At 60.7% G+C, this 18,989-nt stretch carries 20 protein-coding genes, 1 tRNA gene and 1 pseudogene; 17 read left to right on the top strand and 5 right to left on the bottom strand.

Annotated features, from left to right (window positions below):
• Positions 1 to 24 precede the first annotated feature (24 nt).
• From pdxA to LPU83_RS58235, 7 genes and pseudogenes are all read left to right on the top strand, one after another.
• Positions 25 to 1,014, top strand: coding sequence for a 4-hydroxythreonine-4-phosphate dehydrogenase PdxA (gene pdxA / locus LPU83_RS58260; protein ID WP_024315349.1), 990 nt, complete (start codon positions 25 to 27; stop codon positions 1,012 to 1,014).
• A gap of 80 nt (positions 1,015 to 1,094) precedes the next feature.
• Positions 1,095 to 2,060 carry a hydroxyacid dehydrogenase gene (locus LPU83_RS58255; RefSeq protein ID WP_037070117.1) on the top strand — a complete coding sequence of 322 codons (966 nt, stop codon included), beginning with the start codon at positions 1,095 to 1,097 and terminating at the stop codon, positions 2,058 to 2,060.
• 33 nt (positions 2,061 to 2,093) lie between these two features.
• Entirely contained in the window at positions 2,094 to 3,143 is a 1,050-nt protein-coding gene (locus LPU83_RS58250; RefSeq protein ID WP_024315348.1) for an Ldh family oxidoreductase, read from the top strand.
• A 115-nt stretch (positions 3,144 to 3,258) separates the two neighbouring features.
• On the top strand, positions 3,259 to 3,432 hold the full coding sequence (locus tag LPU83_RS73155) for a hypothetical protein (RefSeq protein ID WP_167546213.1): 174 nt from the start codon (positions 3,259 to 3,261) through the stop codon (positions 3,430 to 3,432).
• Positions 3,433 to 3,718: 286 nt separating this feature from the next.
• The gene (locus tag LPU83_RS58245) at positions 3,719 to 4,069 is read left to right on the top strand and encodes a Rap1a/Tai family immunity protein (RefSeq protein ID WP_024315347.1); all 351 of its coding nucleotides are present in this window, start codon (positions 3,719 to 3,721) and stop codon (positions 4,067 to 4,069) included.
• Positions 4,070 to 4,120: 51 nt separating this feature from the next.
• Positions 4,121 to 4,231: pseudogene (locus LPU83_RS58240) on the top strand (ABC transporter permease); the annotation flags it as partial.
• 404 nt (positions 4,232 to 4,635) lie between these two features.
• Positions 4,636 to 5,274, top strand: coding sequence for an MIP/aquaporin family protein (locus LPU83_RS58235; RefSeq protein ID WP_024315346.1), 639 nt, complete (start codon positions 4,636 to 4,638; stop codon positions 5,272 to 5,274).
• Between the two features lie 458 nt (positions 5,275 to 5,732).
• Here the strand turns inward: LPU83_RS58235 and LPU83_RS58230 are convergent, their stop codons facing one another.
• The 3 genes from LPU83_RS58230 to LPU83_RS75185 form a co-directional block, all read right to left on the bottom strand.
• Complete coding sequence (locus LPU83_RS58230; RefSeq protein WP_024315345.1) at positions 5,733 to 5,924, bottom strand: hypothetical protein; 192 nt, start codon at positions 5,922 to 5,924, stop codon at positions 5,733 to 5,735.
• Positions 5,925 to 6,175: 251 nt separating this feature from the next.
• On the bottom strand, positions 6,176 to 7,621 hold the full coding sequence (locus tag LPU83_RS58225; RefSeq protein ID WP_051166672.1) for a phospholipase D family protein: 1,446 nt from the start codon (positions 7,619 to 7,621) through the stop codon (positions 6,176 to 6,178).
• A 66-nt stretch (positions 7,622 to 7,687) separates the two neighbouring features.
• Positions 7,688 to 7,822, bottom strand: a complete 135-nt coding sequence (locus tag LPU83_RS75185; protein ID WP_258579478.1) for a hypothetical protein — start codon at positions 7,820 to 7,822, stop codon at positions 7,688 to 7,690.
• Between the two features lie 219 nt (positions 7,823 to 8,041).
• On the opposite strand from LPU83_RS75185, the gene LPU83_RS58220 reads away from it, so the two are divergent.
• Both LPU83_RS58220 and LPU83_RS58215 read left to right on the top strand, forming a co-directional pair.
• Positions 8,042 to 8,263: a recombinase family protein gene (locus tag LPU83_RS58220; protein WP_157997368.1), complete on the top strand. Its 222-nt coding sequence runs from the start codon at positions 8,042 to 8,044 to the stop codon at positions 8,261 to 8,263.
• Between the two features lie 37 nt (positions 8,264 to 8,300).
• Entirely contained in the window at positions 8,301 to 8,495 is a 195-nt protein-coding gene (locus tag LPU83_RS58215) for a hypothetical protein (RefSeq protein ID WP_051166670.1), read from the top strand.
• 511 nt (positions 8,496 to 9,006) lie between these two features.
• Here LPU83_RS58215 and LPU83_RS58210 read toward each other — a convergent pair.
• Positions 9,007 to 9,081, bottom strand: a tRNA-Gly gene (locus LPU83_RS58210).
• Between the two features lie 253 nt (positions 9,082 to 9,334).
• Here LPU83_RS58210 and LPU83_RS58205 point away from each other — a divergent pair.
• The 4 genes from LPU83_RS58205 to LPU83_RS58190 all read left to right on the top strand — a co-directional run bounded on the left by LPU83_RS58205 (position 9,335) and on the right by LPU83_RS58190 (position 11,841).
• On the top strand, positions 9,335 to 9,844 hold the full coding sequence (locus LPU83_RS58205; RefSeq protein ID WP_024315343.1) for a prolyl-tRNA synthetase associated domain-containing protein: 510 nt from the start codon (positions 9,335 to 9,337) through the stop codon (positions 9,842 to 9,844).
• 53 nt (positions 9,845 to 9,897) lie between these two features.
• A complete protein-coding gene (trxA, locus tag LPU83_RS58200) occupies positions 9,898 to 10,863 on the top strand; it encodes a thioredoxin (RefSeq protein ID WP_024315342.1) in 966 nt (321 codons plus the stop codon).
• A 111-nt stretch (positions 10,864 to 10,974) separates the two neighbouring features.
• Positions 10,975 to 11,643, top strand: a complete 669-nt coding sequence (locus LPU83_RS58195) for an LON peptidase substrate-binding domain-containing protein (protein WP_024315341.1) — start codon at positions 10,975 to 10,977, stop codon at positions 11,641 to 11,643.
• A gap of 9 nt (positions 11,644 to 11,652) precedes the next feature.
• A complete protein-coding gene (locus LPU83_RS58190) occupies positions 11,653 to 11,841 on the top strand; it encodes a Trm112 family protein (RefSeq protein WP_024315340.1) in 189 nt (62 codons plus the stop codon).
• Here LPU83_RS58190 and LPU83_RS58185 read toward each other — a convergent pair whose 3' ends face one another.
• Positions 11,842 to 13,056, bottom strand: coding sequence for a ubiquinone biosynthesis hydroxylase (locus tag LPU83_RS58185; protein WP_024315339.1), 1,215 nt, complete (start codon positions 13,054 to 13,056; stop codon positions 11,842 to 11,844).
• An 86-nt stretch (positions 13,057 to 13,142) separates the two neighbouring features.
• Between LPU83_RS58185 and tesB the strand changes: the two genes are divergently transcribed.
• From tesB to LPU83_RS58165, 4 genes are all read left to right on the top strand, one after another.
• Entirely contained in the window at positions 13,143 to 14,027 is an 885-nt protein-coding gene (gene tesB / locus LPU83_RS58180; protein ID WP_024315338.1) for an acyl-CoA thioesterase II, read from the top strand.
• Positions 14,028 to 14,238: 211 nt separating this feature from the next.
• On the top strand, positions 14,239 to 14,589 hold the full coding sequence (locus LPU83_RS58175; RefSeq protein WP_007794422.1) for a P-II family nitrogen regulator: 351 nt from the start codon (positions 14,239 to 14,241) through the stop codon (positions 14,587 to 14,589).
• Positions 14,590 to 14,617: 28 nt separating this feature from the next.
• Positions 14,618 to 16,051: an ammonium transporter gene (locus tag LPU83_RS58170; RefSeq protein WP_024315337.1), complete on the top strand. Its 1,434-nt coding sequence runs from the start codon at positions 14,618 to 14,620 to the stop codon at positions 16,049 to 16,051.
• 241 nt (positions 16,052 to 16,292) lie between these two features.
• The gene (locus tag LPU83_RS58165; RefSeq protein WP_024315336.1) at positions 16,293 to 18,953 is read left to right on the top strand and encodes an FtsK/SpoIIIE family DNA translocase; all 2,661 of its coding nucleotides are present in this window, start codon (positions 16,293 to 16,295) and stop codon (positions 18,951 to 18,953) included.
• Positions 18,954 to 18,989 lie beyond the last annotated feature (36 nt).

Below are 18,989 nucleotides of genomic sequence, written 5' to 3'. Positions count from 1 at the left end.
CTTTGCCAAAGAGGACCGTGAGTGATGGACAGGAATGCGAAAGTCGCCGTGACGCTCGGCGATCCGGCAGGCGTCGGCCCCGAGGTGATCGTCAAGGCGCTGGCCACGATGCCGGAGCAGGAGCGGCGCGATTTCGTCATCGTCGGCAATACCGAGGCGCTGGAGCGCGCCAATCGCGCTGCGGCAACCGGACTTTCCTTTGCGCCGGCAGATACGGCCGGCGCCGGCAAAATCGCGGTCGACGAAGTGGAGCTTGGCGCGCCGCTGCCTGAGATCGGTAAGGTCAGCCCGGTCGCGGGCGATGCCTCGGTGCGCTACATCAGTCGCGCCGTCGATCTTGCGACGTCCGGCGATGCCGATGTCATCGTCACGGCTCCGATCAACAAGGAAGCGATGAACCTTGCCGGTCACCACTATGATGGCCATACCGGCCTTCTGGCGCACCTGACGGGTTCGAAGAGTTCCTTTATGCTGCTCGCCTCCGAGCGGCTGAATACCATCCACGTTTCCACTCATATCTCGCTCAAAGGGGCGATCGAGCGCGCCAGGACCGAGCGTGTCCTAGCGACGATTGAGGCAGGCCACAATCACTTCATGCGCCTTGGCAAGAAGGCGCGCATCGCGGTCGCCGGCCTCAATCCGCATTGCGGCGAAAACGGTCTGTTTGGTACCGAGGATACCGAATTCCTGGCGCCGGCCGTCGAACTGGCGCGGGCGAAGGGCATCGATGTCGTGGGGCCGATCTCGGCCGATACCGTGTTTGCGCGTGCCTATAACGGCGCCTTCGATCTCGTCATTGCGCAGTATCACGACCAGGGCCACATCCCGATCAAGCTCATCGCCTTCGACACGGCGGTCAACGTCTCGCTCGGCCTGCCGATCGATCGCGTGTCGGTTGACCACGGTACGGCCTTCGATATCGCCGGCACGGGCAAGGCCAACCACGTGAATATGCTTTCGGCTATCGCCTATGCGCGGCTGATGGCGCGGTCTCCGCGCCGGCAGGCGGCCTAGCGCCTCGAAAGCTATCCGCATCGTCGAGGACGCAGCATTGCGCCGCTCGATCCGCTTTGCTCTTTGAAGGAGATGGGGCGATGGAAAAGACAGTTGTCATTCTCGGTGGCGAGCTGGCGGCGGAAGGCCGTGCCCTTCTGGAAGAAGCCGGAGCAAGCGTCATCGCCACCCCTCCCTATGTCGACCGACAGGCCGTTGTCGAGATAATGAAGGCCTACAAGCCGGATGCGGTTATTGTGCGCCTGCTCGCCGATCTTCTCGGGCCGGAGGAAATGCAAGCGGGCGGAAAGCTGCGGCATATCGCCAAGCATGGCGTCGGAACAAACGACATCGATGTGAAAGCGGCCACGGCGCTCGGCATTCCGGTGTCGATGACCACAGGCAGCAACGGGCATTCGGTTGCCGAACATGCGCTTGCGCTGATCATGGCACTGGTCAAGGATCTGCCGCGCCAAGATGCGCTGATCCGGGACGGCATCTGGGACAAGAACCAGTACAGGGGACGCGAACTGCGCGGCCAGCGGCTCGGTCTTGTAGGCTTCGGCTTCATCGGTCAGACGCTTGCCAGAATGGCGGGCGCCATCGGCCTGATCGTATCGGCCTTCGATCCACATACGCCAGACAGCGCCTTTCACGATGGCGTCTGCCGCGAAACCGATCTCGATACCCTGCTTGCGAACTCCGACATCGTCAGCCTGCACTGTCCGTTGACGTCGGAGACGCAGAACCTGATCGACGCCCGCCGCATCGGGCTGATGAAGCAGGGCGCGTTCCTGATCAACACGGCGCGCGGCGAAGTCGTCGACGAGAACGCGCTGATCGCCGCCCTTGAAGAAGGGCATCTCGCCGGCGCCGGGTTGGACAGTTTCGCCGTCGAGCCGCCCGGCATCGACAATCCCTTGTTCCAGTTATCGAACACTTTGGTGACGCCGCACGTCGCCGGCGTCACGCTCGATGCGAAACGCGCCGTTTCGATCATGGCGGCCGAGAACGTGCTTGCGGCGTTTGACGGCCGGACACTTGAACCCCGCTTTCTGGCGCGCTGACCCGCCTGATGCCGGCAACCGATGGAGAGAATTATGGGCGAGACATGCGATATCCGCTACGCACCGGATACGCTGCGCCAATTCGCGCGGGCATTGTTTACTGTTGCCGGGCTTGAGGGGGAAAAGGCCACCGCTGTCGCCCACTATCTCGTCGAAGCCGATCTGATGGGGCACACGACGCATGGTCTGGCGTTGGCCGGCTGGTATCTGCAAAGTATCGCCGATGGCGTGATGAAGCGCGAAGGCATGCCTGAGGTCATATCCGACCGCGGGCCGGCCATTGCATGGCAGGGACGCCGCCTTCCCGGTGCCTGGCTGACATCGGAGGCAGTGAAGCTTGCCTGCGAGCGTGCAGAAACCTACGGCACGGCGACGATCGCGATCGCCGACAGCCATCATATCGGTTGCCTTGCCGCCTATCTCACCATTGCTACCGATCGCGGCTATATGGTCAGCATCGCAAGCTCCAGCCCATCCGGCGCGCAGGTCGCGCCATTCGGGGGCCGAAAGGGCGTCTACACGCCGAACCCGGTCGCACATGGCATCCCGACCCCCGGCGATCCGATTCTGATCGACATCAGTGCTTCGATCACGACGGTCAACATGGCGCAGCGCCTGGTTCGCGAAGGCCGGCAGTATGAGCACGAATGGCTGATGGGCGAGAATGGCGAGCCTAGCCGCGATCCGCGGGTAATCGAACGGGGCGGCACGCTCCTACCGGTCGGAGGGCTTGATCATGGCCAGAAGGGCTACGGCATGGCCCTTCACGTCGAAGCTTTCACGCAAGGGCTTGCCGGATTTGGCCGCGTTGACGGACCGAAGGGTACGAACGCTGCGGTCACTGTCCAGGTCTTCGATCCTGACGCCTTTGGTGGTCGTGATGCCTTTCTGCGGCAGACCGGCTGGCTCGCCGATGCCTGCCGCAGCAATCCGCCCCGACCGGGCGTTGCCCGTGTTCGGCTGCCGGGAGAAAACGGCCTGGCGCGCAAGCGCCGCGCCCTGACGGAAGGGGTCGCGCTGCACCCTAGCATCTCGACATCACTCGCACCCCATGCCGAACGGCTCGGGGTGGCTATGCCCTAGTTCCGAGCGCTCATCCTAGCCCGAACAAAAGCACGTGGAGAGTTCGATCGCACCGTTTCGATCGGCGCTGCGAGCCGGTAAGTGTTTACAAAGTGTAAATACTATGAGGGATGAGATGAGAAGCTTTGCAGCAGGCCTGACCGCAGCTCATTTGGAGCAAATGCTCGCGCCCTACATCGCCGACCGGCAGGTGGAAGCGTCTCGCGACGGCGCCGAGCGCCGGGATCAGCTTGACAATGCTCCCACCAAGAAAGCCGCGCAGAATGCCTGGACGTCGCCTCGAAATTAAATCCCGCTGACCACTTTTTTGGGTCCCGAGAACCGACGATATTTGTCGCGCTATAGGCTGACGCAGGATTTCTGCACGCCAAACGCCTGTGCTGCCCGCCGCATACTGCCGTGCTCAACGGCCGCGGATCGTTGCCTTTTTCGGCCTCCTGAGGAATGACTTACCCCTGAATATTCTGGGCGTCGATCCCGGCGGCTCCGGCCCTCGTTCTTCTTCGTTATGCTGGGCATGTTTGGCGTGGGGGGCTCAAATGCGTGTTGCCGGGTTGGTGCTGACTTGTTTGGCCATGATGACGACAACAGCATCGGCTGCCCGTGCCGACGGGATGACGGTCGCCGACTTCCTGGCTGAGAGCCATGTCAACCCCAAATTCCTTGCCGCCATCGGCGGCGCCGCCGACGGTGTCCGGACGATGAACGTCTACCTTGAGGTCACGCGCAAACAGCAAAAGAGCTTCTGCATTCCGCCCGATCTTGGCCTCGTCCCCGAGCAGACTCGGGAAATCGCCGAGCGCTATCTCCGCACCCATCCCGACGATGCCGCGAAACCATCCGGCCTCTACGCCCTCGTCGTCATCTATGCCTATGCCGACGCATTCCCCTGCCGCCAAGCCCGCCACCGATCGGAACGACCATGAAGCTCTTTTCTCCTTTGCCGCGACAGCCGCCATGCTCGCGTCCGTGCTGACATAGCCAGCGTCAACCCGCTGGTCAGCCTCGGCATGATCTCGCTGTTCCTGGCGATCTGCCTGGCAACGCTGGGCTGGATCTTCAAGACCGGATACCGGCTGCGTAACTGAAAAGCCTGCGCGCTACCATGTCCAGCGCAAGCCGACCTTGCCTCCGAAACTGTTGTCGTCGTTGCCGTCGAGATCGAAGGTGTAGCTGACATCGGTAAAAGACGTTGATCGCCTCGTTCGCCTTGAAAGCCGCGCCGGCCTTCAGTTCGAGTGAGGGCTCCATCGCCATCGAGGCATCAGGATCATGCCCTTGACGTTACCTCCGCGTGCAGCAGATTATGCCTCGGTCGAGGGAACCCGCCGGGAGGCAGTCTTGCTCAGTCAGCGCGTTGTTCATTTTTGTTTCGCTCACGCCTGAAGTCCGGAACCCGCCGTCGGAATTCTTCGGCAGCGCCCCTGCAACTCGCTTCGTTGTTGACGCTGGTCTCTGAAGCGGTCCGACAATCAGGACGAAAGGATGCATCATGCGCCGGTACGCCGTGGAATTCATCGGGACGTTCTTTCTTGTGTTGACAATCGGCTGCACCGGAATGGCAGCGGCACCGGGCGTCATTGCTCCGTTGGCCATAGGAAGTGTGCTGATGGTTATGATCTACGCAGGCGGCCACATCTCGGGTGCCCACTACAATCCGGCAGTCACGCTGGGGGTTTACCTGCGGGGGCGGTTTCCTGCCGCGGACGTGCTGCCTTACTGGGGCGCGCAACTGCTGGGGGCTGTCGTTGCGGCGTGGATCGTCGGCTTGGCTCTCAAAGGGGCGCCGGTTAGCCCATTCGTCGCCCCCGTATTGGGGGCGTTTCTGGCCGAGTTCCTTTTCACGTTTGCGCTGGTGTACGTCGTCTTGAACGTGGCTACGGCTGACGCAACCGACGGAAATTCCTACTTTGGTCTCGCGATCGGCTTTACCGTCCTGGCTGGCGCCTTCGCGGTGGGGCAAGTGTCGGGCGCGGCCTTCAATCCGGCCGTTGCCATCGGCGCCTCTATTCGAAATATGCTCCCGTGGTCCAGCCTGTGGCTTTACATCATTGCCGAACTGCTGGGCGGGGCCGCAGCGGCTTTCGCCTTCAAGGCGCTCAACCCAACCAGCCGGTCTGAGAATTCATAGGACGGACATCAGCGCGGCGACCGCGGAACAATGGACACCGTTCTCACACACACCATTGGCTTCCTGGGCGTAGCTTGTTCTCGTCGCGATCAGGCGCATGCGTCTCCCTATGCGTAGGCCACGTTCTTGCCGGGCAGGGTCTTGCCGTGCTGGGTTTCGAAACGGGTGCACTGACACACGACTTCATTTTTGAAGTCATGCTTCCGCCCCTACTCTTTGAAGCCGCCCTGAGTATCATGCCGCCGGTCAAAGAGGTGGGGAAGAGCGGTTGTTAAGCGGGAAACGCTCAATGGCAGGGTGAGCCTATAAACTACGGTGTCTTTGATCCGGCCGCCTTCGCGGGGCCATACCCAGGCGAGCGGACAATCAGCGTCTCAATCATAACGAGCGGATGGGCGGATGGACCGAGCTAAGGGCTCGGCTGAAGGGTAATGGCGATGGCCATGCGATGATCTGTTTCAATGAATCACTGTCGCGCCATCATCCATACTCTCCCAATGCTGCAGCACGATCCAAGCCATATCGAGGATCGCGATACCGATGGGAGGATCATGCTGCCGAATCAGCGCGATCGCGATGAGGAAGCCATTTTTCGCGAGGCCCAGCGCCCGACCCCAATGCGAGAAGTCCTCGGCTTGGTGCCAACGCATTCCACCCGCATGAACTGCGAGACTAAGACCGGGTTTGTACTAGTAGTGTTGGAATAGCTGCGCGCGACATACCTCCCTTTGAGAAACACGCGGGGCCCAAAGCACCGGGCCATCTAGCTAAACTAGCCATTCCAGAGCCACACGGCTATCCGACTTGATCTGCTCCAAGAGGCGCGTAGGGGGAGAATCTTTTATGTTTTAGCGCCAACGCCGAGACCTCAGGCCGCGCGCCGGTCGCAAAGCGATTGGTGTTAGACTTGCGAGTCGATCGGCAGAAGTTTCACGAGGTCGGCGACGAACCGCCGGCGGAACCCCGTTTCGGGCTCGTCCCGGTAGCTGACAATCTCGCCGTCCCGCACAGTCTCCCAGATGATCCCACCATTCGGATCAAGGAAGACGCGGTAGCTGCTGGCGGGTGCGACGCCGGTCGTCATGTAGGCCGTCAGCCTCTCGGCAAGCTCCGGGCTCTCGATGTAGAGGCCGGCTTCCGTGTTGATCACGGCAGATCGTGGGTCGAGGTTGAAGCTGCCGACGAACACGGCCTTGCGGTCGAAGACCATGGCCTTGGTGTGCAATGCCGCCCGCGACCGTCCCGAACGGAGCGACCAGTCACGCCGGAAGGCGTCGGTGTCCGGGCGTAGCTCGTAGAGCTCCATGCCGTTCTCGAGCAGGCGCCTGCGGGTCTTGGCATAGCACGAATGCGCGGCGAGCTGATTGTTCGAAGCGAGCGAGTTAGTCAGCACGCGCACCCGGACTTTGCGCTCGTGCAGCGCCTTGACGGTCGCCTGTGCCCCGGCGGGCAAGACGAAATAGGGCGCCTCGGCGAGCAGCTCCTCCTTCAGCTCGGCGACCCGTCCGCGAATGAAGGCGACCACGTCGTCGGCCGCCTTGCCGCGGGCGATTGCTTCCGGGTTGTCGACGATGATCCGGCCCGGCGCCCACACCAGACCGTCGCGCAGCTCGGCGCTCTGGGCAGCCAGCTCGCCGAGATCCTGGTCGATCGGGTAGGGGTAGTCAGCGGCGGCGATCTCCTGGCGCAAGCGGGTCAGGATGGCATCGAGATCGGCGACGCCGTAGGCGCGCTCGACGATGGTTGCGATCGGCACGGTCGAGGCGCTGTTCCAATATCGGTCGAACACCTCCGACAGATCGCCCACAACAGGCCCGACCGCCAGCACATCCAGATCGCGAAAATTGGCGACCGTGTTCACGCCATAGTAGTCATCGCCGATATTGCGGCCGCCAACGATTGCCGCCGACTTGTCGGCCACCATCAGCTTGTTGTGCATGCGGCGGTTGACCCGGCGGAAGTCGACAAGGAAGTCCAGCCGGGACCACCTCCGGTTCCTGGTCGGGTTGAATAGACGAATCTCGACGTTGGGGTGGGCGTCGAGGGCAGCTTTGACCTGATCGCTGGCCTTGTAATAGGGATCGTCGACGAGGAGCCGCACCCGGACCCCGCGATCGGCCGCCCTCATCACCCGGTCGACGATGATCCGGCCGGTCGTATCGCCGTCCCAGACATAGTACTGCATGTCGAGACATCGCTCGGCCAGGTCGGCCAGCGCCAAACGGGTGATGAAGGCCTCGCGCGCCTGGCTCAAGAGGCTGAAGCCGGAGAGGCCAGGATGCGCGGCGGCCGCCGGGCTGAAGAACTGGCCCAACCGGGTTAACGCGGTATGCTCGAATCCCGTCATGCCCTTCATCTCTGGTTGGTGGCGGCGGCGCCTAGTCCTCTTAGAGAAGCTTCATGATCTCAGCCTTCATCGTGCTTTGTCGGCTCTGGAGCCGAGAAGCTGGTTGATGTAGCCCACGTCGTCCTCCCGGACGACTGCCGACGTGTCGATCCTGAGATCGGTCAACTTTTGCGCCGTGTAGTGGTCGAGTTGGATCTGCACGAAAAACGGCGCGCCCAGTTTGAGCGCTTGGGAAAAGACGCCAATGGACAGTGAGCGTCACATGATTTCCCTCGTTGAAACGATAACACGGTTCACATGCAATGTCGTCTCTTCCGCTCATCTAGAACCGTTCCCGTTTCCACGGCGTGCCTATTGCGCGTATTGTTTGCGTACATTAGTTCCGGCGCGACGAGGGTGTTTCGCGAGAAGCGCTCCGGATTGGATCGGGAGAGTGTCGAGCTGGCGCGATGCCTAGAGTACTTGCGTGAGGGCGATACGCTTTTGGTGACGAAGCTCGACCGTCTGGCGCGATCGACAATGGACCTCTACGGCGTCATTTCAAAGCTGGATGAGAAAGGCGTTGCCTTCAAGGTTCTGGACGTGCGGCCGTCGATACCTCAAGCCGCACGGGCAAGCTTGTCAGGGGTATCCTGGCGCTAATCGCGGAATTGAAACGGAGATTCGTGAGGAGCGGCAGATGGAAGGGATGGCGCGGGCAAAAGCTGAGGGCCGCACTGGTGGCCGGCCGAAGTCAGTCACGCCCGAAATCGCCAGCGACATATGGGCGCGACGGGCAGCCGGCCAAAGCTTCCGCTCGATCGCAAAGAGCGTTGGTTTCAGCGTGGCGATGGTCCAGAACGTTCTAGCGAGCGCGGCGGCCGAGGTCGCCTGATAGTGAGCGGTCGGCGGTATCTTTTCAAATTGCGCGCCATTCTGCCCCGTCGTCATCTTGGCGGAAACCGATGCGGACGCGGCCCCCAGGCGGCCACTAGACAAGCCGTCTCATCTGATCTGATGCCAGGCAGGGATGATAACCGGCATCTGCAAATCAAGATTCAGTTGCACTCTCCTTCCGGGCCTACATCTCGTTGGTCGCTAAAGGATGGGCGCCGTTGTGACACCCTTCGCATTCGGCTTAACCTGATGTCAAACCGCTCCGGGTTTCCACCAAACGCATTTCGCATAGAGGCTATCGAAGTCCTTTACCTTTGACCGTCGCGCTTCAATCGGATCACCGTCGCGACCAAGGTGAACCAACGAAGGCTCGCGCCTGTCTGGCATCCCGCGAGTATCAGCAACGATAGCGCGCCACCGACAAACCGTGCCGGTGCTGCCCGAGGGACGGTCGCCAAAACAAAGAAATCCGCCGAAGCGGGATAACTTACTGATATTTTTAGAGAATTTGGAGCGGGCGAAGGGATTTGAACCCTCGACCCCAACCTTGGCAAGGTTGTGCTCTACCCCTGAGCTACACCCGCTCAATCCGCATCGGTCCGGGGTAGTTGTGAGGACCGTGGGCGCCACCTTGCGGCGACGGGCGCTATATCGCCCAAACGATTTTCAAATGCAACAGGGAAATGACGGAAACTCGAAGAAAAATTCTCGAACCTCGCTTGAAGTCATCGGAAGTGCCGCAAATGCAGGGCAAAGCGTCGACTCCGAGCGTTGCAAAAGACGGTGGCGGGACGTAATCAGACACCCTATCGCTCTCCTGACCGCATGGATTTTATGATGACCGACGCGACGCCGAAGACCAGAGATGACCTTTTTGCCTTTCTTGACGGCCTGGATATCAAGCACTGCACCAAGGATCACGCGCCCGTCTTCACGGTCGCCGAATCGGTCGCGCTGCGTGACGAGATCCCCGGCGGCCACACAAAGAACCTCTTCGTCAAAGACAAGAAGGATCAATTCTTCCTGCTGACGGTGGAAGAGAACGCGACTGTGGATCTGAAGACGGTGCATACACTAATCGGCGCCGCCAGCAAGGTGTCGTTCGGAAAGCCGGAAAAGCTGATGGAGTATCTTGGCGTCGTTCCCGGTGCGGTCACGGCGTTTGGAGCGATCAACGATACGGGCGGAAACGTAACGTTCGTTCTCGATGTCGATCTGATGGAAGATGAGACCATCAATTGTCATCCGTTGTCCAATGATGCCACGACATCGATCGCAAGCAGCGATCTCATTCGCTTTATGGAAGCGACAGGGCACAAGCCGCTTGTCTTGAAAGTGACGTCCTGACATACGATTTTAGCGCTAGAAAAGCCGGCTGACCGGCGCGGCGGGAGATATCCATGAGCGGCAACGACAATCCTTACAACAATTCCTTTGGCCAGATGACGGCTACGGCAAACTACGGGGCAGCACCGGCCCCGGGCGCGGGCGGCTATATCAAGGATACGACGACTGCGGGTTTTGCGAAGGATGTCATCGAGGAATCACGCAACCAGCCGGTTCTCGTGGATTTCTGGGCGCCTTGGTGCGGTCCTTGCAAGCAACTGACGCCGGTGCTCGAAAAGGTCGTCAACGAAGCGCAAGGGCGCGTCAAACTGGTCAAGATGAACATCGATGACCATCCCTCGATCGCAGGCCAGCTCGGCATCCAGTCGATTCCGGCCGTGATCGCCTTTGTCGGCGGTCGTCCTGCCGATGGCTTCATGGGTGCTGTGCCGGAAAGCCAGATTCATCAGTTCATCGACCGCATCGCTGGTCCGGCCGGCGCCGATCAGGCGGCCGAAATCGAGGCTGTCCTGAAGGAGGCTGACGAACTGCTGGCATCCGGCGATACCAACGGTGCCGCACAGCTTTACGGCGCCGTCATGCAGGCCGAACCCGAAAATGCCAAGGCATTGGCGGGAATGGCGGAGTGCATGATTGCGGCAAACCAGTACGAGCGCGCGCGCGAGGCGCTGGCCGAACTGCCGGAGGAAATGGCGAAGGACCCGGCGATCCAGGCCGTATCGAAGAAGCTCGACCAGATCGAGGAAGCGCGCAAGCTCGGTGACCCCGTTGCCCTGGAGCAGGAGTTGGCGCGAAATCCCGATGATCACGAAGCCCGGCTGAAACTTGCTAAGATCCGCAACGTTGAGGGTCGGCGCGAGGAATCGGCAGAGCATCTGCTCTATATCATGCGCAAGGACCGGGCTTTCGACGACGATGGTGCTCGCCGCCAGCTGCTGCAGTTCTTCGACGTCTGGGGTTTCAAGGATTCTGCCACGGTTTCGGCGCGGCGCAAGCTTTCCGCGATGCTGTTTTCGTAATCCGTCCTCTAAGTTTCGATCAGCGCCCTTGCGTTTTTGGAGCCGGGCCCCACATTTCCGTTTGTGCGGGCGCATCGTGTCGCGCTTGCCGGTGACGCAGGACCAGTCTCTATGCAAGTGGGGAATGCACGATATCTGAAACCCGGTGATCTGCCCGATACGATCGCGGTCTTTCCGCTTGGCGGCGCGCTGCTGCTGCCCACCGGCCAGTTGCCCCTCAATATTTTCGAGCCGCGCTATCTTGCGATGTTCGATGCCGCCTTGTCAGGCAATCGGCTAATCGGCATCGTTCAGCCGGCCCTGGGCGACCAGGAAGGGCCAGGCGAGGCTCATCTGGCCCCGGTTGGCTGCCTTGGGCGCATTACCTCGTTCGCCGAGACGGGTGATGGTCGCTACATCGTTTCCCTCACGGGGATCTGCCGTTTTCGCCTGCTGGAGGAACGGGAGACACATCATCCGTTCCGGACTTTTCGCATCGCCCCCTTCATTGCCGATCTTTCCGCGCGCGACGAGGAGGATGCCGTTGATCGTGCCGCGCTTCTAGCCGCCTTCAAAGCCTATCTCGACGCAAACAAGCTCGAGGCCGATTGGGAAAGCGTCGAGCGCGCCAGCAATCTGACCTTGGTCAATTCGCTCGCGATGATGTCGCCCTTCGGACCGGCCGAGAAGCAAGCCCTTCTGGAGGCGCCCGATCTAAAGACGCGGGCCGAAACACTGATCGCGATCACGGAGATCGTGCTGGCGCGTGTCTTCGGTGACTCGGACACGGTTCTGCAGTAGGTTCGTCTTATGGATGAAAAGCTAAGCCGCGTTGACCCGAAGCTTCTGGAATTGCTGGTATGCCCCCTGACCAAGGGGCGGCTTACCTACGACAAGGAGCACAATGAACTCGTGTCGGAGAAGGCGCGCCTAGCCTATCCGATCCGTGATGGCATTCCGATCATGCTGGTCTCAGAGGCGCGCGGGCTGGACGACTGACTAAATTGTCTGCCCTGCTAGCAGGCGGGGATTGTCCCTGGCGGTGGTGCCGGCAGCCTGTCCGATGAAGAATGATTTGAGGCCGGGGAGGCGATCGACGATACCCAGGCCGAAATCGCGGGCGACGCGCAGTGGTGCCATATCGTTCGAAAAGAGCCGGTTCAGCACGTCCGTTGTGACGCCCATGCGGAAGGTGTCGAAGCGACGCCATGCCTGATAGCGCTCGAGGATATTGATTGAACCGATATCCAGGCCGAGCCGGTCGGCTTCGACGATGGTCTCGGCAAGCGCGGCAACATCCTTGAAACCGAGATTCAGGCCCTGGCCGGAAATCGGGTGAATGCCGTGCGCAGCGTCGCCGGCGAGTGCGACACGCGGCGCCACGAAAGCCCTTGCAAGCGTCAACCCGAGCGGGAAGGCCCGCTTCTCGCCGACAACCCTCAAGATACCGAGCTTGTGACCGAAGCGGCGCTCCAGCTCTTCCTCAAAGATGAGATCGTCGGATGTGACGAGACGGTTGGCCTCCGACGTCGGCTCCGTCCAGACAAGCGAGGAGCGGTTCCCTTTCAGCGGCAGGATGGCAAAAGGTCCAGACGGAAGGAAATGCTCTTCCGCACAACCATGATGCGGACGCTCATGCTCGACCGTCGTGACGATCCCCGACTGGCCGTAGTCCCAAGAGACTGTCTTGATGCCGGCCAGATCCCGTAGGTGTGAGCGGACGCCGTCGCAGGCGACGACGAGCCGGGCGTCCAGCACGCTGCCATCCGAGGCCGTGACCGTTGCATGCGTATCGGCAATGGAAAGCCCGGTCGCGCTGAAGCCGTGACGAATTTCGATGCCAAGCCGGTCACATGCTCCGCGGAGTGCCCCGACCAATGCGACATTTGAAATCATGTGCGCGAAAGGCCGTCCATCCTCCACTTCGCCATCGAAAGTCAGGAAGACCGGGCGCACGGGATCGGATGTCTTCGAATCGGTAACGATCATCTTGATGATCGGCTGCGCTTCGGGCTCGATCTCGTCCCAGATGCCGAAAACCTCAAGCATCCTGGTCGCGGCGGCGATAATCGCCGAGGCGCGCATGTCCTTCTGCCATACGCCAGCAGGCGCTGCTTCGACGACCGCGATATCGAGGTGAGGCGCCGCCTGCTTGACTGCCACGGCAGCGGAAAGCCCGACATAACCCGCGCCTACAACTAGCATGTCCCGCATGGAGTTCCGCTCCGTTTCTTGTGAATATCGTATTGATCTATATAGATCATCGCTGCCGCACTTCCTACCGCCCGGAGCTATACAAAATGACGCGCGACACCGAAAAACCGACTGCGATGGAGACCCTGCTTTCTACGCTGGATCTTGAGCCGATCGAGGTTGACATCTTTCGTGGACGAAGCCCGCAGGTCGGCTGGCAGCGCGTTTTCGGCGGTCAGGTTATTGCGCAGGCGTTGATGGCGGCACAACGCACGGTGGAGCGCGAACGCACCGTGCACTCGTTGCACGCTTATTTCATGCGCCCCGGCGATCCCTCGGTGCCGATCGTCTATCAGGTGGAGCGGATTCGTGACGGATCGAGTTTCAATACGCGCCGGGTCGTGGCGATCCAGCACGGAAAGGCAATTTTCGCCCTATCGTCTTCGTTCCAGATCGAGGAGCCCGGTTTCGATCACCAAATCGCCATGCCTGATGTGCCCGCTCCCGAGAAGCTGCTCGATGAACAGCAGATCGCGGCTCAGTTTCTCGCCAACGCGCCGGCCCCGATTCGCAAATACTGGGAGCGCGAACGGCCGATCGAAATCCGGCCGATATCACTCACGCACTATTTCTCGGATAAGAAGCTTGATCCGGTGCAGCATGTCTGGGTTCGGGCAACGGGGCCGGTTCCCGACGATCGGTACTATCAGGCTGCCATTCTTGCCTATCTCTCCGATATGACCCTGCTCGATACCTCGCTCCATCCGCACGGAACGTCGATCTTCGACCAGACGATCCAGGTCGCCAGCCTCGATCACTCCATGTGGTTCCATCGGCCGACAAAACTCGACGATTGGCTTCTTTATACGCAGGACAGCCCCTCGGCCTCGGGCGCGAGGGGGCTGACCCGCGGTAGTCTGTTTACGAAAGACGGTCTCCTGATTGCGTCGGTGGCGCAGGAGGGACTGATTCGTAAAAGGGCAGATGAATAAATTATAGGCATATTTATTCATTTGGATATTTTATGCGCGATTATTGGGCAATCATTTGCCTGTTTATTGGCGCCAATTTATATACCTTTTATTTTTCAATGAGTTAGTTTCACCCTTCGAATCTGGCACGCCCTTTGAATGTATATCCGCGGTCGCTGTTCGGGAACGTCAGCGGCAAGGAGAGTCGGCTCCGCGCCGAGGGTAACGAAGGATGGAAAACCAGATGAAAATTGTGATGGCCATTATCAAGCCGTTCAAGCTGGATGAGGTGCGTGAAGCCCTCACGGCGATCGGCATTCAGGGCCTGACCGTGACCGAAGTGAAGGGCTACGGACGCCAGAAGGGGCATACTGAGATTTATCGCGGCACCGAATATGCGGTCAGCTTCCTGCCGAAGCTCAAGATCGAGATCGCGGTTGCCTCCGAACTCGTCGACAAGGCCGTCGAGGCTATCGCGTCCTCTGCCAAGACGGGCCAGATCGGCGATGGCAAGATCTTCGTCTATTCGATCGACCATGCCGTGCGCATCCGTACCGGCGAAACCGACACAGAAGCGCTGTAAGAGCGGCAGAGCAAGGGAGCCTCTTTCAATGTCAATTTCGAAGTTTTCTTCCACATATGCGCGGCTTGCTGCTGCGTCGGCTGCGCTGCTCGCGCCGATCGCTGCCTTCGCGCAGGATGCCGCCACGACGGCTGCGCCTGCTGCTGCCGCGGCTGCTCCTGCGATGACGGTCGACAAGGGTGACAACACCTGGATGCTGATCTCGACGGTCCTCGTCCTTTTGATGACGATCCCGGGCCTTGCCCTGTTCTACGGCGGTCTCGTTCGCGCCAAGAACATGCTCTCGGTTCTCATGCAGGTCTTCATGATCACGGCCGTGGTGATGATCATCTGGGTAACCTACGGCTATTCGCTGGCTTTTACCGATGGCGGTTCGCTCAACAGCTTCGTCGGCGGCTTCTCGAAGGCTTTCCTCGCGGGTGTCGACACGACGACCCTGTCCGAGACCTTCACGAAGGGCGTTGCCATTCCGGAGTTGACCTTCGTCTGCTTCCAGATGACCTTCGCTTGCATCACGCCGGCGCTGATCGTCGGCGCCTTTGCCGAGCGCATCAAGTTCTCCGCTGTCATGCTCTTCGTCATCCTGTGGGTCACGTTCGTCTACTTCCCGATGGCACACATGGTCTGGTTCTGGGGCGGTCCGAGCTCCTACACATCGCCATCGGGCCTGATCTTCTCCTACGGCGCGCTTGACTTCGCCGGCGGCACGGTCGTCCACATCAATGCCGGTATGGCCGGTCTCATCGGCGCCATCATGCTCGGCAAGCGTACGGGCTATAAGAAGGAAATCATGGCTCCGCATTCCATGACCCTGACCATGGTCGGTGCTTCGCTTCTCTGGGTTGGTTGGTTCGGCTTCAACGCCGGCTCCAACCTCGAAGCCAACGCCTATGCTTCGCTCGCCATGATCAACACCTTCGTTGCAACGGCTGCTGCCGCTGTGTCCTGGTGCCTCGTCGAAAACTTTGCACGCGGAAAGGCTTCGATGCTCGGTGCAGCTTCGGGTGCCGTCGCTGGTCTCGTTGCCGTCACCCCGGCAGCCGGCTTCGCCGGCCCGATGGGTTCGATCGTTCTCGGCCTCATCGTTTCGCCGGTCTGCTACTTCTTTGTCGACGTCGTGAAGAACAAGTTCAACTACGACGACAGCCTTGACGTCTTCGGCGTTCACTGCATCGGCGGTATCCTCGGCGCTATTGGCACCGGTATCCTGGTCAACCCGGCGCTTGGTGGTGCAGGCATCGTCGATTACTCGACGGCTGATTTTGCAGCCAGCTATCCGGGTACTGCGACGCAGGTTCTCGCTCAGCTGAAGGCCGTCCTGACGACGATCGTATGGTCGGGCGTCGGTTCCGCGATCCTCTACAAGATCGTTGATGTCGTCATTGGTCTGCGCGTCTCTGTTGAAGCCGAGCGCGAAGGTCTCGACCTCGCAACCCACGGCGAAGCAGCCTACCACTCCTAATCAAGGCATTGCGGCGCTTGCGGAAGCAGGCGCCGCTGAACACCCCGTCGCGGCCTGTTCATCCGAATAGACCGCTCTTGGCCCGGACCTCCACAGGTTTGGGCTTTTTTATTTTCTGGTGCAAGATGTGGGGACGGCATGGTTAATACCGCTTTAACCGTCCTCTGATTAGGTGGGGCGCAGGCACTGAGCGCAGCCGCCTGGCGATTCACACGCTCTCACGCATTGGACGGGTACACATATGGCAAGAAGCACATCGCCAGCAATGGATGGCCGGCCGGACCGTTTTTCCCTTTCGGGTTTCATGTTCCGGCAGGCGCAGACGCTTTTTGGCTTCGCGATCTTCCTGCTGCTCGCATTGGCAGTCGCAGCGCTCGCGACCTGGAACGTCGCGGACCCGAGCTATTCCTATGCGACCGGGAACGAACCGAGCAACATTCTGGGCTACAGCGGCGCCGCTTTCGCCGACATCGCCATGCAATTCTTCGGCCTTGCCAGTGTCGTCGCGCTTTTGCCGGTCGTGGCTTGGGCGCTCGCATTGATCTCAGGCCGCCGTTTCAGCCGTATTCCGGCGCGAGCCGCCGCCTGGGGCCTCGGTTCCGTGCTCTCCTCGGCCGTCATCGGTTGCTTCCCGCCGCCGCTCACCTGGCCAATCCCGAATGGCATCGGCGGCGTCATCGGCGATATGATCCTGCGGTTTCCTGCGCTGTTTGTTGGCGCCTATCCGACGGGTGCCTTCGCGACGGCGGTCGGCTGCGTGTTTGCTGTCCCGACAGTGTGGATGATGCTGTTTGCCGCCGGTATCGTCGGTCGCAGCGAGGATGAAGAGGACGAGGCAGAGGCGGAATACGCAAACACTCGCTCGAAGCTGCGTTCGGTGGGCGATGAAGACGAGGATGACGATGACGGTGGCTGGCTTGCCTTCGGTGCGCTGACGCACGCCTGGTACATGAGCCAGGCTCGGATGCGACGCCTGCTCGGCATGGGCCCCCGCAAGCGTCGGCAGAGCGATTTCGAGTCGCCTTACGATTTCAATGATGACGAGTTTGGCAAGCTGAACGAGCCGGTCCGCGCAAAGGCGCCGGTCGCGCGCGGAGAGCGCATGGAACCATCAATGGACACGCGCGCCGCCTCGCAGCGCCGTGTTGTTTCTGCGCCATCCATTTCGCTTAATGATGACGAGGATGACGACGATCTGCCGTTCGACGATATGCCGCCGCGTCCGGCCGATATCCTGCCCGATGACGACGACTGGATGATGCGTGCCCCAGCCAAGCCGACCGGGCGCGCGGAGCCGCGCGTCGTGCAGCCTGCGGCGCGGCCCAAACCCGGTGCCCGCGTCGAACACGAACAGCAGGGATCGTTCATTCGTCCCGAAGGCTTCCAGCTTCCGTCGATGCACCTGCTCGCCGAACCGAAGAATGTCGTGCGTGATTCGACGCTGTCTGCTGATGCCCTGGAACAGAATGCGCGCATGCTCGAAGGCGTGCTCGAGGATTTCGGCGTCAAGGGCGAGATTATCCATGTTCGCCCAGGTCCCGTCGTGACGCTTTACGAACTGGAACCTGCGCCGGGCATCAAATCGTCCCGCGTCATCGGCCTTGCCGACGATATCGCCCGTTCGATGAGCGCGATCGCTGCCCGCGTCGCAGTCGTGCCAGGCCGCAACGCGATCGGTATCGAACTCCCGAACTCGACGCGCGAGACCGTCTATCTGCGCGAGCTCATTGCCTCCCGCGACTTCGAAGGCTCGAAGGCGAAACTCGCCATGGCGCTCGGCAAGACCATCGGCGGCGAGGCTGTCATCGCCGACCTTGCGAAGATGCCGCACCTGCTGGTCGCCGGTACCACCGGTTCCGGCAAATCGGTCGCCATCAACACGATGATCCTGTCCCTGCTCTATCGTATGACGCCCGAGCAGTGCCGCCTGATCATGATCGATCCGAAGATGCTCGAATTGTCGGTCTATGACGGCATTCCGCACCTTCTCTCGCCCGTCGTGACGGATCCCAAGAAGGCTGTCGTTGCGCTCAAGTGGACCGTCCGCGAGATGGAAGAGCGCTACAAGAAGATGTCCAAGATCGGCGTCCGCAACATCGACGGCTTCAACAGCCGCGTCGAACAGGCGCTCGCCAAGGGTGACGTGATCTCGCGAACCGTCCAGACAGGCTTCGACCGCCATACGGGCGAGGCAATGTACGAGACGGAGGAATTCGACCTGCAGCCGATGCCTTATATCGTCGTCATCATTGACGAGATGGCTGACCTGATGATGGTCGCGGGCAAGGACATTGAAGGCGCGGTGCAGCGCCTGGCGCAGATGGCGCGCGCTGCCGGCATCCATGTTATCATGGCGACGCAGCGTCCGTCCGTCGACGTCATCACGGGTACGATCAAGGCGAACTTCCCGACGCGCATCTCCTTCCAGGTGACGTCAAAGATCGACAGCCGCACCATCCTCGGTGAACAGGGCGCAGAGCAGCTGCTCGGCATGGGCGATATGCTTTACATGGCCGGGGGCGGACGCATTCAGCGTGTCCACGGCCCGTTCGTTGCCGACATGGAAGTGGAAGAGATCGTCTCTTATCTGAAGACGCAAGGCGCGCCGCAGTACCTTGACGCCATCACGGCCGATGAGGACGAGGATGGCGATTACAGTGGTGGTCCAGCCGGGACGTCCAATCTCTCCGATTCCGACGATCCGTATGATCAGGCCGTCGCCATCGTTCTGCGTGACGGAAAGGCGTCAACGTCGTATATTCAGCGCAGACTTGGCATTGGGTATAACCGCGCCGCATCACTGATCGAGCGGATGGAGCAGGAAGGCATCATCGGCCCCGCCAACCATGCTGGTAAACGCGAGATCCTGGTTCCGACCGAAGGCGATATTCTTGACCGCTGAAGTCGGCAGCAATTGAATGACGCCGTCTTCACGGAA

Origin of the sequence: Rhizobium favelukesii (genome assembly GCF_000577275.2) — a bacterium.
Classification (GTDB): domain Bacteria; phylum Pseudomonadota; class Alphaproteobacteria; order Rhizobiales; family Rhizobiaceae; genus Rhizobium; species Rhizobium favelukesii.
This window is presented reverse-complemented; position numbering and strand designations above follow the sequence as displayed.